The 13,937-nt window shown below is 60.3% G+C and carries 16 protein-coding genes; 7 read left to right on the top strand and 9 right to left on the bottom strand.

The window, feature by feature from the left end:
- The first annotated feature begins 26 nt into the window (after positions 1-26).
- Positions 27-1,787, top strand: coding sequence for a bifunctional protein-serine/threonine kinase/phosphatase (locus tag AC07OE_RS07565; protein ID WP_495069944.1), 1,761 nt, complete (start codon positions 27-29; stop codon positions 1,785-1,787).
- Here AC07OE_RS07565 and AC07OE_RS07560 read toward each other — a convergent pair.
- Positions 1,708-2,364 carry a TetR/AcrR family transcriptional regulator gene (locus AC07OE_RS07560; RefSeq protein WP_495069943.1) on the bottom strand — a complete coding sequence of 219 codons (657 nt, stop codon included), beginning with the start codon at positions 2,362-2,364 and terminating at the stop codon, positions 1,708-1,710. The two genes, AC07OE_RS07565 and AC07OE_RS07560, sit on opposite strands and share 80 nt — an antisense overlap.
- 98 nt (positions 2,365-2,462) lie before the next feature.
- On the opposite strand from AC07OE_RS07560, the gene AC07OE_RS07555 reads away from it, so the two are divergent.
- The 3 genes from AC07OE_RS07555 (at position 2,463) to pal (ending at position 4,143) form a co-directional block, all read left to right on the top strand.
- Positions 2,463-2,930: a nuclear transport factor 2 family protein gene (locus tag AC07OE_RS07555; protein WP_495069942.1), complete on the top strand. Its 468-nt coding sequence runs from the start codon at positions 2,463-2,465 to the stop codon at positions 2,928-2,930.
- 56 nt (positions 2,931-2,986) lie between these two features.
- Entirely contained in the window at positions 2,987-3,430 is a 444-nt protein-coding gene (gene cynS, locus AC07OE_RS07550; protein WP_495069941.1) for a cyanase, read from the top strand.
- Between the two features lie 164 nt (positions 3,431-3,594).
- The gene (gene pal, locus AC07OE_RS07545; RefSeq protein ID WP_495069940.1) at positions 3,595-4,143 is read left to right on the top strand and encodes a peptidoglycan-associated lipoprotein Pal; all 549 of its coding nucleotides are present in this window, start codon (positions 3,595-3,597) and stop codon (positions 4,141-4,143) included.
- 30 nt (positions 4,144-4,173) lie between these two features.
- Here the strand turns inward: pal and AC07OE_RS07540 are convergent, their stop codons facing one another.
- A complete protein-coding gene (locus AC07OE_RS07540) occupies positions 4,174-5,490 on the bottom strand; it encodes a chloride channel protein (protein ID WP_495069939.1) in 1,317 nt (438 codons plus the stop codon).
- 110 nt (positions 5,491-5,600) lie between these two features.
- On the opposite strand from AC07OE_RS07540, the gene AC07OE_RS07535 reads away from it, so the two are divergent.
- Both AC07OE_RS07535 and AC07OE_RS07530 read left to right on the top strand, forming a co-directional pair.
- Complete coding sequence (locus tag AC07OE_RS07535; protein WP_495069938.1) at positions 5,601-6,347, top strand: 4-hydroxy-tetrahydrodipicolinate reductase; 747 nt, start codon at positions 5,601-5,603, stop codon at positions 6,345-6,347.
- Between the two features lie 51 nt (positions 6,348-6,398).
- Entirely contained in the window at positions 6,399-6,887 is a 489-nt protein-coding gene (locus tag AC07OE_RS07530; RefSeq protein ID WP_495069937.1) for a MarR family winged helix-turn-helix transcriptional regulator, read from the top strand.
- 15 nt (positions 6,888-6,902) lie between these two features.
- Here the strand turns inward: AC07OE_RS07530 and AC07OE_RS07525 are convergent, their stop codons facing one another.
- Genes AC07OE_RS07525 through AC07OE_RS07515 form a run of 3 tightly spaced genes read right to left on the bottom strand, consistent with a single transcriptional unit; the run spans position 6,903 to position 8,189 of the window.
- Positions 6,903-7,385 carry an SRPBCC family protein gene (locus AC07OE_RS07525; protein ID WP_495069936.1) on the bottom strand — a complete coding sequence of 161 codons (483 nt, stop codon included), beginning with the start codon at positions 7,383-7,385 and terminating at the stop codon, positions 6,903-6,905.
- Complete coding sequence (locus tag AC07OE_RS07520; protein ID WP_495070087.1) at positions 7,360-7,695, bottom strand: ArsR/SmtB family transcription factor; 336 nt, start codon at positions 7,693-7,695, stop codon at positions 7,360-7,362. The genes AC07OE_RS07525 and AC07OE_RS07520 overlap by 26 nt, the downstream gene beginning before the upstream one ends.
- A 32-nt stretch (positions 7,696-7,727) precedes the next feature.
- Entirely contained in the window at positions 7,728-8,189 is a 462-nt protein-coding gene (locus AC07OE_RS07515) for an SRPBCC family protein (protein ID WP_495069935.1), read from the bottom strand.
- Positions 8,190-8,581: 392 nt separating this feature from the next.
- On the opposite strand from AC07OE_RS07515, the gene AC07OE_RS07510 reads away from it, so the two are divergent.
- Positions 8,582-9,331, top strand: coding sequence for a hypothetical protein (locus AC07OE_RS07510; protein WP_495069934.1), 750 nt, complete (start codon positions 8,582-8,584; stop codon positions 9,329-9,331).
- Between the two features lie 66 nt (positions 9,332-9,397).
- Here AC07OE_RS07510 and AC07OE_RS07505 read toward each other — a convergent pair whose 3' ends face one another.
- The 4 genes from AC07OE_RS07505 to AC07OE_RS07490 all read right to left on the bottom strand — a co-directional run bounded on the left by AC07OE_RS07505 (position 9,398) and on the right by AC07OE_RS07490 (position 13,910).
- Positions 9,398-10,612, bottom strand: a complete 1,215-nt coding sequence (locus AC07OE_RS07505) for an MFS transporter (RefSeq protein ID WP_495069933.1) — start codon at positions 10,610-10,612, stop codon at positions 9,398-9,400.
- A gap of 245 nt (positions 10,613-10,857) precedes the next feature.
- Complete coding sequence (locus tag AC07OE_RS07500) at positions 10,858-11,697, bottom strand: ABC transporter ATP-binding protein (protein WP_495069932.1); 840 nt, start codon at positions 11,695-11,697, stop codon at positions 10,858-10,860.
- A complete protein-coding gene (gene ntrB, locus AC07OE_RS07495; RefSeq protein ID WP_495069931.1) occupies positions 11,694-12,635 on the bottom strand; it encodes a nitrate ABC transporter permease in 942 nt (313 codons plus the stop codon). Before ntrB ends, AC07OE_RS07500 begins: the two co-directional genes overlap by 4 nt.
- Before the next feature lie 30 nt (positions 12,636-12,665).
- Positions 12,666-13,910: a CmpA/NrtA family ABC transporter substrate-binding protein gene (locus AC07OE_RS07490; RefSeq protein WP_495069930.1), complete on the bottom strand. Its 1,245-nt coding sequence runs from the start codon at positions 13,908-13,910 to the stop codon at positions 12,666-12,668.
- Positions 13,911-13,937 lie beyond the last annotated feature (27 nt).

Raw genomic sequence — 13,937 nt, 5'->3', positions numbered from 1 at the left:
GGCACTGAAATTGCTTATCTTGGTGCATGGCTTTTGACATAGACATTGGCTTTGCATCCCAGGCCGGGCGCAAACCTCTTAACGAAGACTTCTGCGCCGCCATGCTGCCCACCCAGGGGCAGGAAGACATGGGCTCCATCGTCGCCATGGCCGACGGCGTGAGCGCTGGCGGCATGGGCCGCGAGGCTGCGCAGACCACGGTGACCAGCCTGGTGCGCGACTACTTTGGCACCCCCGAGACCTGGGACACAACCGTCGCCCTGGACCGCATCATCGCTGCGCAAAACGCCTGGCTGTGTGGCATCAACCGGCGGCGCCAACCCGCCATGGGCCTGACCACGCTGACCGCGCTGGTGCTGCGCGGCCACTCGTACACGCTGGCCCATGTGGGGGACGCGCGCTGCTACCTGGTGCGCGACGGCAAGGCTACCCAGCTCACGCAAGACCATGTGGTCAACCACCCGGACCTTAAACACCAGCTGCTGCGTTCCGTCGGGGCCGAAGACCACCTGGTGGTGGACTACCTCCAGGGTGACCTGCAGGTGGGCGATGTGTTCATTCTGCTCACCGACGGTGTGCACGGCGAAGTGGCGGCCCGCCGTCTGCCCGAATATGCGGCCATGGCGGACGCGCGTGACGCCGCCCAGAAGCTGGTGGACCTGGCGCTGACCCGGGGCAGCAACGACAACGTGTCCGCCATGGTGGTGCGCGTGCAGGGGCTTCTGGAGGCCACGCTGGCCGATGCCAACCGCCGGGCCGAGGCCTTGCCCATACCCGCAAAGCTGAAAGTCGGCGACACGCTGGACGGTTTTGTCGTGACGGCGCCCATTGCCGACAACGGCATCAATGTGCTGTACCAGGTGCGTGACCCAGCGACGCAGACGCTGTACGCCCTCAAGACCCTGAACACCGCCCGCGCCCACGACCAGGAAGAACGCGCCATGCTGGCCCATGAGGCGTGGCTGGCGCTGCGCATGCATTCATCCCGCGCAGCGGACCACCTGGTGGCCGTGCACGAGCGCTTGCCCAATGGCCGTGAGCGTTCGGCGTTTTATGTGCTGTATGACTGGCATGGCGGTGAGACCCTGCAGCAGCAGCTGGACCACCACACACGCGTGGCACCGGCCGTGGCGCTGGGCTACACCATGCAGGCGCTCAAGGGGCTGGCGCGCCTGCACCGGCAGGGCGTGGTGCACCGTGACATCAAGCCCGCCAACCTGCACCTGGGTGACGACGGCGTGCTGCGCGTGCTGGACCTGGGTGTCGCCCTGAGCGGGCGTGAACCCGCCGCCATGCGGGCGCTGCACGCGGGCACGCCCAGCTACGTGAACCCCGAGCAGTGGGGCTTTCGCACCAAGGCTGGTAATGGCAAGACGGAAGCGGAGGACGGCGAAGCCCAACTTCCCAATGCACAGAGTGATTTGTTTGCGCTGGGCGTGACGCTTTACCAACTACTTACCGGCAAGCTGCCCTATGGCGATGTGCTGCCCTACCAGGTGGGTCGCTACTACCGCGACCCCACGCCCCCCAGCCGCCACAACCCCGAGGTGCCCATCTGGCTGGACCACGTGCTGCAAAAGGCCGTGGCCCGCGACCAGCGTCAGCGCTTCGAGACAGCGGAAGAATTCCTGCTGGCGCTGGAGCGCGGCGCCAGCCGCCCGCTAAATGCACCCATGGCCACACCGCTGATGCAGCGCGACCCCACGGCTATCTGGAAGGTCGCGCTGGGCGTGTCGGTGCTGCTGAATTTTCTGCTGGTGTACTGGCTGCTGTTCTTGCCAAAGTAGTCCGCGTAGCCCGAAGCGCACGCAAGAGGTGCGCAAGGTTGGTCAACGCCGCCTCCGGGCTTTGCGCGCCTTGGGCCTGCACAATCGCACCGTCAATGGCCAGTGCCACCGCTTGTGCGTCCTTCTGTCGATGCCTGGAGGGAGGAAGCAGTGTGGCCACGGCTGCCGTCATGCTTTCTTTGTGCATACGTGCAATGTCTATCACCTCTGGCTGCGTTGCGCCCAGCTCCGCCACGCTGTTGATAAACGCGCAGCCCCGAAAACCCTCGTCTTCAAACCACTCGCGCAGCGCAGGCACCAGGGCATCCGTGCCTGCATATTTGGTCCCATAGCGGTGCAGGGCATCCGTAAACCAACCCATCCACATTTCATGTCGGTAGGTGAGGAAGGCCTGGATCAACTCATTCTTGCTGGGGAAGCAGCGGTAGAAGGTCACCTTGGCCACGCCCGACTCTGCAATCACGCGGTCGATACCCGTGGCCCGAATGCCCTCGCTGTAGAAAAGCTGGTGCGCTGTCAGCAAGATTCGCTCACGGGGTGGCAGGTCTTTCAATGCGGGGGTGGGGAATAACGACATGCCAATATTGTAGACAAGTCTGTCTACATCGATTAGCATTTGTATGTAGACAAGTCTGTCTACATGCCTTCCATTACTTTTGAAAAGGTCTGCTACCCATGGAACCCCGCCCGCCACTGCCCCCATTTACCCTTGCCACCGCCATACAGAAGGTTCGCCTGGCTGAAGATGCCTGGAACTCGCGTGACCCGGCGCGTGTGGTGCTTGCCTACAGCACGGATACACGCTGGCGCAACCGCGTCGAATTCCCTGTGGGCAGAGAGGCCGCACAGGCACTGCTGGAGCGCAAATGGATGCGCGAGTTGGACTATCGGTTGATCAAGGAAATTTGGGCCCATGCGGACAACCGCATCGCCGTGCGTTTCGCCTACGAGTGGCATGACGACGCGGGCAACTGGTTTCGCAGCTACGGCAACGAAAACTGGGAGTTCGATGCCAACGGCCTGATGACCCATCGCCACGCCAGCATCAATGACCAACCGATCCAGGCGACCGACCGCAAATTCTTCTGGCCCCTGGGCCGTCGCCCTGATGACCATCCGGGGCTGAGCGATCTGGGGTTGTAAGGCGTGATTCTTGCAACCTGCATGCACTTTCCAACCACTGCTGATCAGGAGCATCTATGAATCGCAATGACGTCACCGAAAAAATCATCGCCGCCAAAGTCAGCAAAGGGCTGAAGTGGGAGAGTGTGGCCAAGAAGGTGGGGCTCAGCAAGGAGTGGGTTACCGCCGGTTGCCTGGGCCAAATGACCTTCGACGAAAAGCAGGCCAAGGTCGTTGGCAAGATCTTCGGCCTCAGCGCCGAAGAGATCAAATGGCTGCAGGTGGTGCCCTACAAAGGCTCACTCCCCACGGCGGTTCCTACCGACCCGCTGATCTACCGTTGGTACGAGCTGGTCAACGTGTACGGTACGACCATCAAGGAACTCATCCACGAGGAATTTGGCGACGGCATCATGAGCGCGATCGATTTCAGCATGGACATCGTGCGCCAACCCGACCCCAAGGGCGACCGCGTGAATGTGGTGCTGTCCGGCAAGTTCCTTCCGTACAAGCAGTACTGAAAAAGGGCCAGCGACACCAAGACGTGTGCCACTGCGCAGGCGTCGCCTACTCTGAAACATTATCCGTTTACATTGTAACAAATGTATAATTTCCCGAGCCCGGATATTGATTCTGGGCGCGATTCATGGGTTATCCAATTTTCAGAAAGAGGCGACGAAAAGTCATGAAAAAAATCTGTTCAATGGCGTTTGTGTTCTCCAGCGCTTTGGCGCTGGTGGCGTGTGGCAGCAGCCCCAAATCAAACATGGCGTCCGACGCCTCTGCCGCCCCTCCCATGCAAACCACGACGGCTGCCACGGAGTCCAACGCGCCTGTTGCACAGTCCAAGGTTCAAAGCGTGGTGCTGGCGCCCCACCTGGACCCGGCCAGTGCCCTGTTCACCAACCGCAGTGTCTACTTTGACTACGACAATTTCCTGATCAAGCCGGAGTACCAAGCCGTCCTGGACCTGCATGGCAAATATCTGGTGCGAAATCCCAAGCTGTCGATCCGCGTGGAGGGCAACGCCGATGAGCGCGGCAGCGCCGAGTACAACCTGGCCTTGGGTCAGAAGCGTGCCGAAGCCGTATTGAAGACTTTGAAAACCTACGGTGTGGACACTTCCCAAATGGAGGCGGTCAGCTGGGGCAAGGAGAAGCCCAAAGCCGCTGGGCATGACGAAGCTGCCTACGCCCAAAACCGCCGCGTAGATTTGGTCTACCCGGCCAAGTGAGCCCCGGTGCATTGCCAATGCACTGGTCCCTCATGTCTTGGGCAGTCGGCCGAGTTGCAGGTCGGCCAATGCGGGGTACAGCGGCGCGCTGATCAGCCGTGATATCCCGCTGGCAAGCAAGGCACTGGCCATCAGGCTTAGCACCAATGCGTGGCCGTCCACCATCTCCATGACGATGATGAATGCAGTCAGCGGCGCTTGGGTGGCAGCCGCCAAAAAGGCGGCCATGCCCAAAGCAATCAGGGTCGGCGGGTTGGTGTACGCCGTCCACTGGGCGACATCTGCACCCAGGGCGCCACCGATGGCCAGTGAGGGGGCAAATATGCCGCCTGGTACACCCGACCAAGTCGTCAGCCAGGTAGCCACAAATTTGAGCCACACGTAAATTCCATGGGTGTCCGCAGTATTGTCCAGCGAGGCCTTGGTATGGGCGTACCCGCTGCCAAAGGTGTCCCCTGAACTGACGATGCCGATACATGCGATCACAAGCCCACAACCGGCAGCGAACACCACTGGACGGGTTTTGCGTTGCAGGCTGAACCAATCGGCAGAGCTCCCCGCCTGGGACACCACCAACAGCCTGGAGAACAAGCCACCTAGCAATCCGCAACCCGCGGAAATCAGGATGGCCGGGACCAGCACATTCCAGCCGAAGCCCACTACGTGGATCACCCCGAAATAGCTGGAGTTTCCGTAGGCAGAAACGCCCATCAGCCCGGCTAGCACGATGGCCGCCATGATCAGGCCGTGGTTCCGGTGCTCAGGCTTGCGGGTGAGTTCTTCGATGGCAAACATGACACCCCCCAGGGGGGTGTTGAAGGCAGCGGCAATGCCGGCGGCCCCTCCCGCTACCAGAAGGCTTTGTTCACTGATTTGGGAGCGGCTGGGGAGCCAACGCCGCACGCTGTGCATGATGCCCGCCGCAATCTGGACGGAAGGGCCTTCGCGCCCCAATGAGAGCCCTGCCAACAGCCCCCACGCGGTCAGCGCCATCTTGGCAAGACTCAGCCGTAACGAAACAAAGATGCCACGAACATGGCCGTGCACCATGGAGTCTTGGGCCGCCATGACCTGCGGAATGCCAGAGCCTGCCGCACCGGGAGCGAAACGTCGGGTCGTCCAAACGATTCCGGCCGCACTCAAGGGGGTCCACAGCAAAGGCATCCACCAGTATTTCCCCTGCACCAAGAAGAAAGTTGCCAGGGCGTGTTCAGCAAGCCATGTGAACGCCACGATGGACCAGCCAGCCAAAGCGGCAAACGCGATGAAGAACACGCGTCCTCTCCACAGGTGGGCGTCATACAGCGCATCTTTGAATGCAGAGGAAATGTGGGGATGCTGTCGCATGAACTTCGTGGGTGGGTAATGTTGCGCAATTTTACATTGGTACAAATGTAATTTGGTACATTTGCCAGCCGCGCTCGTGGAGCGAACCCTTTTTCACCAAGGAGGACTGAATGAAAGTGGGACTGATTGGATACGGCAAGGCCGGAAGCGCCGTGGCGCAGGTGCTGGAGGAAGATCCACGCTACGCACTTCAGTGGATCGTCAACCGCTCAGGCACTCCCGGTTCCGTGCACGTGGCGGGTCGATCTGTACCCATGGTTTCCCTGGACGGTGAGAACTTGGGCCGGTGGCTTTCAGTGCATCCTGTGGACGCGTTGGTTGACTTTTCCCATGCATCCTCCGTGCACCTCTACGGTGAGCATGTCCGTCGTTTGGGCCTGATACTGTTGACAGCGATTTCTTCGTATGACGCGAAACAGCTGGCTTACGTCCGCACACTGGGACAGGACGCACGGGTCCTGTGTTCGCCCAACATCACCGTGGGCATCAATTTCTTGATCATGGCGGCGCGACTGCTCCGGGAGATCGCGCCCTTCGCAGACGTTGAAATCCTGGAGCAGCATTTCCGTGACAAGCCTGAGGTGTCAGGAACTGCGAAGAAGATCGCAGAGAGCCTGGAGGTGGGAGGCGAAAAAATCACCTCAATGCGCTTGGGCGGGATCGTGGGACACCATGAGGTGATCTTCGGATTCCCCTACCAGACGGTGCGCTTGATCCACGATTCCATCAGGCGCGAGGCTTTTGGCACGGGAGCCGCCTTTGCTTTGAACGAACTTCAGGCGTGTGGCAATGGCTTCTACACCTTTGATGATTTGCTGATGAAGCGGGTGCGCCAACAAATCTTGATGACGACTTGATCAGGCCTTCCTCGTATCATCAGCAGGCCACATTGTCCCGGCTCAGTGCTCATGAAAACCTCCCAATTCGCTGCCAACCCAACCGACAACGCCACGCAGGTCCTGCGCCGTTTCCGGGTGGTTTTCAATGCGGTCCGCACCCATTTCCGTCTGATGGAAAAAGAAACCGGGCTAGGCGGCGCACAGGCGTGGGCTTTGAACCTCATTCGAGATACACCAGGCATTGGCGTTGGCGACATTGCGCAGAACATGGACATCCACCAATCCACGGCCAGCAACCTCGTCAAAGTGCTGGTGCGTAAAGAACTCATCACCATGGTGAAGTCCAGCGGCGACAAGCGGGCCGTGGAGTTGAAAGTGACACCAGAGGGCCGAAAAATCTTGCGAAAAATTCCTGGTCCCTTCGAAGGCGTCTTGCCAGAGGCTCTGGGGAAACTCGATGCCCAAACCCTTGCCCGGTTGAATGCCGACCTGGAGACACTTGCGCAAGTTCTGCAAGCGGACGAAGCAGCAGCAGGTATTCCCTTGGCCCAGCTCTGACTGGGGCGGGTGGAATCAGGCCGCTGCCGCCACCCTCGGCAGCACATGCCCGGTTTCCAGCAGCGTCTTGAGGTTCGACAGCACGGCCGGCCAGCCGCCTGATATGCCCGCCAGCATCTGTGCGTCCAGGTCGATGTGGCTAACGGTCAGTCGCACCAGGCCATCAATGCGCTGCTCGATATCGATTTCCACACGGGAGTGTTTGGATGCATCATCGGCTTCGCTGGGGCGCGCCCAGGTGTAGACCAGGCGCTTGGGTGGGGTGCATTCCACCACCTTGCCGCAGATGTCCACTGTGCGCGCAGCGTCCAGCCGCTGGTGTTCCCATGTCGAGCCGGGCTTCCAGTCCGACACGTTGACACGGGCGCACTCGGATGTGGGGCCCACCCAGTACTGCGCCATCACGTCCGTGTCCATGAAGGCTTGCCACACTTTTTCGGGCGTGGTCTGGATGTAGGTCACGTACACAAAGCTAGGTTTTGTTGTTGGCGTTGTCATCTTGGGATCCTTCCAGTGTTTGTTTCAGGTTGTGCAGTGCGTCCAGCCGACCGTGCTCGAACTTGGCGATCCACCGCGTGTGAATTTCATGCAACGGCACGGGGTTGATGTAGTGCAGCTTCTCGCGTCCCTGCCACACCACGGCCACCAGGTTGGCGGCCTCCAGCAGTTGCAAATGCTGAGTGACGGCCTGGCGCGTCATGTCCATGTGTTCGCACAACGCACCCAGCGTCTGGCCGCTCTCGCCGTGCAGTTGGTCGAGCAGGCGCCTGCGCGTCGGGTCGGCCAGTGCCTTGAAAACTTTGTCGATATCCAAAACGTGCTTTCGTCATCGGTGGCACCTCAGTCCGCGCCGTCACCGCTGATATGCGGGTCGTTCGGGTTCGGGGTACCTTTGCCGGTTTCCACCAGCGATTTCAGGCTCATCAGATAGATCGCCCACTTGGTACTGCAATGGTGCATGAATTCCACCGGCGCCTTCCACCCCTGGTGCTTGAAGAGAACGATGGCGTGTTCGCCGGATTGCTGCAGGTCGAAACGAATGCGCGTGCCTATCCATTCCGCGGGGCCATCCACCACCTGCCACAGCACGCTGCGCGCCGGCTCCAGTTCCAGCACCTTCATGTCAAAGCCCCCGATCTCGACGCCGTCCACGCTGAAGCGGAAGGTGAGGGCACCGCCCGCCGCGGCGTCGCCTTGCGTGCTGCTCGTCCACCAGGCCGCCAGGCCTTCGCGCGTGGTCAACGCCTGGTAGACGGCATCTACCGACGACTTGATACCGACCCTGTGCAGGATATCCACCATGACAGTTCTCCTTGAAGTGTTCGAAAATTATATGCAAGTAAATACTTGCATGTCAAACAATGAATTGGCCAGGATGGTGAAGAGATATAAAAAAGCCGCGCAGCCCCCGTGGGATCTGCGCGGCCAGCTACTGTTTTAGTAGCGTTGGTGGTTGAGGCTGTGCGGGCGTGGGGCGGCGTTTCCCGATCTACGTGTAGTTTTTGCGCCCACATAATCGGTTGGCGGCTGGTTTTGAGTCAGCCAATGCAAGTTCAACCCGTGGCGTAAGCGTGATTGATGGGGCTGTGAATCAAATGAATTTAGTATGGGTGCGTGCAGTGGCAAGTGTCCTCGGGCTCATTTATGCATGTGTTTGCGCGCCAATTTACATGGCGCCTAGCGGACTGTTCCTGTTGAATTGGATTCTGGACTTCTCTTTTGTGCAAGAACTCGGACCCTTGGTGCTCTGTGTTCTATTGGTGACCGTTGTGGACCACTTCAACGCGCGTGCAACGCGAATGTTTTTCTTTGTGAGTATTCCGATCAGCGTTGTTTTGGCTTTCGCTGTGACTCTTGCAAGCAGCATGAACTCATGGCTGGATATGGTTGGGAAAGTGATTGCCTTTGCCCTTTTGCTGCCGGCTCTGGCGATCCTGGGGTTGAAATGGGTCCATAGTCAGTTACAAAAGAGACCCCCCCAAAAGCTACCTTGGCGCATCGTCTACACAAGCCCCATTTTGTTTTTCGGGGCTGCGTGCTTGGTGGGGTTTCAGCTTGCTGATGGACACCTTCCTTCCAACCAGGTTTTCGCCTTCACCTTGTATTGGTTATGCGCCTTGGGGCTTGCGTTGGGCATGTCGGCACTCGGAGCCTATTCTTCCAGGAGGCTCACCGGAGGTTGGTTTTGGGTGGCAGCTTTTGGCGGTGGCTTGGGTTGGGCCGTGTTGCAAGAACTTACGTTCTTCCCCGTCGTGTTTCTTCACGCTGTGCGATATTCAGCCGAGGCCAGATTGAATCTAAGTAGCGCGTTCTCGGTGGATGCATTTCAACATGCCATCTACCGCTTCGCCCCTGTCTATGTCCCCATTCACCTCCTGTTCTGCATGGCGCACAGGCCGCCTATTGCACACATCAGTGTTCCTGCCAACACGATGAATGTGTAGAAAAAAAGCCGCGCAGCCCCCGTGGAATCTGCGCGGCCAGCTACTGTTTTAGTAGCGTGATTGCCTTTAGGCGCTACGCGCACGACCTCCCTTTTCGGCCCAGGTCCGCGTCCAGCGGACTTGCATGGCGCGCATGACGACCAGCATCAGCAGCGAGAAGACCGCCAAGACGATGAAGCCGGACATAAAGCTGCCCGTGTGCTGTTTGGACTGTCCCATCAAGGCAGGGATGGTGCCGCCACCCAAGGCGCCGATCTCACCGATCATGGAACCCGCCACCGCCGTGGAGGCGGGCCAACGCAGCGGCACCAGTTGGAACAGTGCGCCATTGCCCGCTCCCAGTGCGGCAAAGCAGATGATCAGCAACAGGGTGGTCATGGCCAGCGAGCCTGCAGACAGCCCAACGCCGATCAGCGCCAGCGCGACCACCACCAACACTACCGTCAGCGTGTTGACGCCGCCCCAGTGGTCGGAGATCCAGCCACCGGCGACGCGCACCACGGCCCCCATCAGCGCGGCCAGCATGGTCAGCTGCCCTGCCTGCACCTTGCTCACGCCGAACTGGTCGTAGTAGTAGGTGGGCAAGAAGGTCACGATGCCGATAAAGCCGCCGAAGGTCACCACGTAGATCAGGCTGAACACCCAACCGTCACTCTCCAGCAGGCAGGCCAGATGGTCACGCATGCTGGCGTGCTCGTCACGGTCCGGTGGTTCTTTGGCCATGAACAACACCACGGCCATGGGCAGCAGCGATGCGATGGCCGCAAAGCCGTACACGGTTTGCCAGCCATAGGCTTGTGCCAAGGGGGGCGCCAACAGCGCAGCCAGCGCGGTGCCTGCATTGCCTGCACCCACCAGGCCCATGGCGAGGCCTTTGTACTTGGGTGGGTACCAACCCGAGCCGAGCGACATGGCGACGCCAAAGCTGGCCCCGGCCACGCCCAACAACAGGGCCATCTTCAGGAGGTCGTCGTAGGTGTGCACAAAAAAGTAGCCGAAGGACATGGTGCAGGTGATCAGGGTCAGCTCCACCATCGTTGCCGTCTTGCGGCCGACGTACTGCGCCAGCAGGCCCAGGGGGAAACGCATGATGGCGCCTGCCACGATGGGGATCGATAGCAAGAGACCTTTTTGCGCTGCCGTTAGTTGAAATTGCTCGCTGATGAAGGGCGCCATGGCCCCGTTCATCACCCAGATGACGAACGAGAACATCAGATAAAAAAATGCTGCAAACAACGTCGGGGTGTGTCCGCTTTTTAGAAATTGACGAAATCCGGCCATGAGTGGGCTCCGTATAGAGGCTGTGGGGAGGAGGGGGCGTGCGGAAGAGACTGCTGCCGTTCAGGCACCAGATACCGAATGCGAGTTGCCACTACCAGAATGGCATGCATTCCACCGCAAGACTGCTAGACCTTCGTTGGTCGTGCCTAAATACATGCACGATCTGTGCCTGATTTGAGTGCGATCTGCGCACAAAAAAAGGGCGCCCCGCAGGGCGCCCTTGACTGCACACGTGGTGCGCGTACCTAGGCGGCTTTCTCCACGTGGGCCTGGCGCGTGTACAAGAAGTCGATGACGGCCTTGCGGTAGTGCAGGTACTCGGGGCTGTCTGCCAGCGCCACGCGGTTGCGCGGGCGGGGAAGGTCCACGCTGAGCACTTCGCCAATAGTGGCTGCCGGGCCGTTGGTCATCATCACGATCTTGTCGGACAGCAGCACGGCCTCGTCCACATCGTGCGTCACCATCACCACCGTGCTTTGGGTACGCGCCACGATCTCCAGCAACTCGTCCTGCAGCTTGGCGCGTGTCAGCGCGTCCAGTGCACCAAAGGGCTCATCCATCAGCAGCACTTTGGGCTCCATGGCCAGCGCGCGGGCAATGCCTACGCGCTGCTTCATGCCGCCGCTGATCTCGCCAGGGCGCTTGTGCGCAGCGGCCGTCAGGCCCACCAGGGCCAGGGCGGCATCGGTGCGTTCTTTCAGCTGGGTTTTGTTTTCCGATGCAGCACCGGTGCTCTTGGCGCCCGCACCAAACACGCGCTCCACGCCCAGGTAGACGTTCTCAAAGCAAGTGAGCCAGGGCAGCAGCGAGTGGTTCTGGAACACCACGGCACGCTCGGGGCCGGGGCCGTTGATCTCGCGGTTGGCGCAGATCAGCGAGCCCTCGGTGGGCGTGGTCAGCCCGGCAATCAGGTTCAGCAGCGTGGACTTGCCACAGCCGCTGTGACCGATCAGGGCCACAAACTCGCCCTTGGCCACGGTGAGGTTGATGTCGCGCAGCGCGGGGAACAGGCCCTTCTTGGTCTTGAAGGTCTGGGCCACGCCCTGGATTTCGATGTACTTGGGGTTGGCAGACACAGTGCTCATGACTTCACCTCTTCGAATGTGAATGCGGTTGCGATCTTGATCAGGGCGTATTCCAGAATCAGCCCGACGATGCCGATCACGAAGATCGCGATGATGATGTTCTTGACGTTCAGGTTGTTCCACTCGTCCCACACCCAGAAGCCGATGCCCACGCCACCGGTCAGCATCTCGGCCGCGACGATCACCAGCCATGCCGTGCCCACGGCCAGGCGCACGCCGGTCAGCATGTAGGGCAGCACCGAGGGGAAGAGGATCTTGGTGACGATCTTCCATTCAGAGAGGTTCAGCACGCGGGCCACGTTCATGTAGTCCTGCGGTACGCGTTGCACGCCCACTGCCGTGTTGATGACCATGGGCCAGATCGAGCAGATGAAGATGGTCCAGATGGCGGCGGGGTTCGCACCCTTGAATACCAAGAGGCCAATGGGCAACCAGGCCAACGGAGACACCGGGCGCAGCAGGCTGATGAGCGGGTTGAACATGCGGCTTAAAAACTCGAAGCGTCCGATCATGAAACCCGCTGGAATGCCCACCGCAGCGGCCAGGCCGAAGCCCAGTGCCACACGTTGCAGCGAGTTCAGCACGTTCCAGCCCACGCCCTGGTCGTTGGGGCCCTTGCGGTAGAACGGGTCGCTGAAGATGGTGATGGCCTGCTGCAGCGTTTCCCAGGGGCTGGGAATGCTGCTCTTGGTGCCAATGCTCACCAAGGCCCAGATGCCCACCAGCAGTGCCAGACCCATGACGGGGGGCAGCACCATCAGGGCCAGGCCGCGCCAGTCGTAGCCGGGTTTGGCAACGGCGGGCGTTGCCACCACAGCTGCGGGTTTGGTGGTTTTTTGCATGCCAGCCCCCGTGGACACTGCGCTGGCAGCTTCCTTTTTGATAGCAGACCCGTCGGCCGCTGGGGCCAAGGGGGAGTGAAAAACAGCACTGACCATAAGAATCTCCTGTTCGGTGAAGGGCGCGGCTCAGGCCTTGACCTTGAAGCTGTCGGCGTATTTCTTGGGGTCCTTGCCATCCCACACCGTGCTGTCCATCAACTTGCTGCTGCGCATGACGTCCTTGGGCACGGGGGTCTTGCTGGCGGTGGCCGCCTGCTTGTAGATGTCGATCTGGTTGATCTGCTTGGCCACGGCCAGGTAGTCGGGGTGCTCTTTCAAAATGCCCCAGCGCTTGTGCTGCGTCAGGAACCACATGCCGTCGGACAGGTAGGGGAAGTTCACTGCACCGTCGTTGTAGAACTTCATGTAGTTGGGGTCATCCCAGGTCTTGCCCATGCCGTTTTGGTAGCGGCCCAGGATGCGCTGGTTGATCGCGTCCACGCTGGTGTTCACATAGCTCTTGTCGGCAATGGTTTCGGCCATCTTGTTTTTGTTGGACAGACTGGCGTCGATCCAACGGCCGGCTTCCAGGATGGCGGCGGTCACGGCACGCGCCGTGTTGGGGTACTTCTTGACGAAATCGCCCGTGGTGCCCAGCACCTTTTCGGGGTGGTCCTTCCAGATGTCTTGTGTGGTGGTGGCCGTCACGCCAATGCCGTCGATGATGGCACGGTGGTTCCAGGGCTCGCCCACGCAAAAGCCGTCCATGTTGCCCACACGCATGTTCGCGACCATCTGGGGCGGTGGCACGGTAATGACCTTGGCGTCTGCCAAGGGGTTGATGCCGTTGGCGGCCAGCCAGTAGTACAGCCACATGGCGTGCGTGCCGGTGGGGAAGGTCTGGGCGAAGGTGTATTCACGCTTCTCGGCAGCCATCAGCTTGGCCAAGCCAGGGCCGTCCACTGCGCCTTTGTCGGCCAGCTTTTTGGACAGGGTGATGGCCTGGCCGTTGTTGTTCAGCGTGGCCAACACGGCCATGTCTTTCTTGGGGCCACCCACGCCCAGGTGTACGCCGTAGACCAGGCCGTACAGCACATGGGCAAAGTCCAGCTCGCCGTTCACCAGCTTGTCGCGCACACCGGCCCAACTGGCTTCCTTGCTGGGCACGATGGTGACGCCATACTTCTTGTCGATGCCCAGCACCGAGGCCATGACCACGCTGGCGCAGTCGGTCAGCGGGATGAAGCCGATCTTGACTTCGGTTTTTTCCGGGGCGTCCGAGCCACCGGCGTACACCGCGGCGCGCAGCGCTGGGTTGATGCCCACCACGCCCACGGCTGCGGTTTGCAGAACAGCACGGCGGCTGAGTTTGGCTTTCAGAAGATCAGTCATGGCACACGCTCCAGAAGTGAAAAACAC

It is taken from the genome of Rhodoferax sp. GW821-FHT09E07, assembly GCF_059416145.1.
This window is presented reverse-complemented; position numbering and strand designations above follow the sequence as displayed.

Excerpts from the sequence above, each read along its gene's own strand:
- AC07OE_RS07565 (WP_495069944.1), top strand. The coding sequence starts at position 27 with ATGGCTTTTGACATAGACATTGGCTTTGCATCCCAGGCCGGGCGCAAA.
- AC07OE_RS07560 (WP_495069943.1), bottom strand. The coding sequence starts at position 2,364 with ATGTCGTTATTCCCCACCCCCGCATTGAAAGACCTGCCACCCCGTGAG.
- AC07OE_RS07555 (WP_495069942.1), top strand. The coding sequence starts at position 2,463 with ATGGAACCCCGCCCGCCACTGCCCCCATTTACCCTTGCCACCGCCATA.
- cynS (WP_495069941.1), top strand. The coding sequence starts at position 2,987 with ATGAATCGCAATGACGTCACCGAAAAAATCATCGCCGCCAAAGTCAGC.
- pal (WP_495069940.1), top strand. The coding sequence starts at position 3,595 with ATGAAAAAAATCTGTTCAATGGCGTTTGTGTTCTCCAGCGCTTTGGCG.
- AC07OE_RS07540 (WP_495069939.1), bottom strand. The coding sequence starts at position 5,490 with ATGCGACAGCATCCCCACATTTCCTCTGCATTCAAAGATGCGCTGTAT.
- AC07OE_RS07535 (WP_495069938.1), top strand. The coding sequence starts at position 5,601 with ATGAAAGTGGGACTGATTGGATACGGCAAGGCCGGAAGCGCCGTGGCG.
- AC07OE_RS07530 (WP_495069937.1), top strand. The coding sequence starts at position 6,399 with ATGAAAACCTCCCAATTCGCTGCCAACCCAACCGACAACGCCACGCAG.
- AC07OE_RS07525 (WP_495069936.1), bottom strand. The coding sequence starts at position 7,385 with ATGACAACGCCAACAACAAAACCTAGCTTTGTGTACGTGACCTACATC.
- AC07OE_RS07515 (WP_495069935.1), bottom strand. The coding sequence starts at position 8,189 with ATGGTGGATATCCTGCACAGGGTCGGTATCAAGTCGTCGGTAGATGCC.
- AC07OE_RS07505 (WP_495069933.1), bottom strand. The coding sequence starts at position 10,612 with ATGGCCGGATTTCGTCAATTTCTAAAAAGCGGACACACCCCGACGTTG.
- AC07OE_RS07500 (WP_495069932.1), bottom strand. The coding sequence starts at position 11,697 with ATGAGCACTGTGTCTGCCAACCCCAAGTACATCGAAATCCAGGGCGTG.
- ntrB (WP_495069931.1), bottom strand. The coding sequence starts at position 12,635 with ATGGTCAGTGCTGTTTTTCACTCCCCCTTGGCCCCAGCGGCCGACGGG.
- AC07OE_RS07490 (WP_495069930.1), bottom strand. The coding sequence starts at position 13,910 with ATGACTGATCTTCTGAAAGCCAAACTCAGCCGCCGTGCTGTTCTGCAA.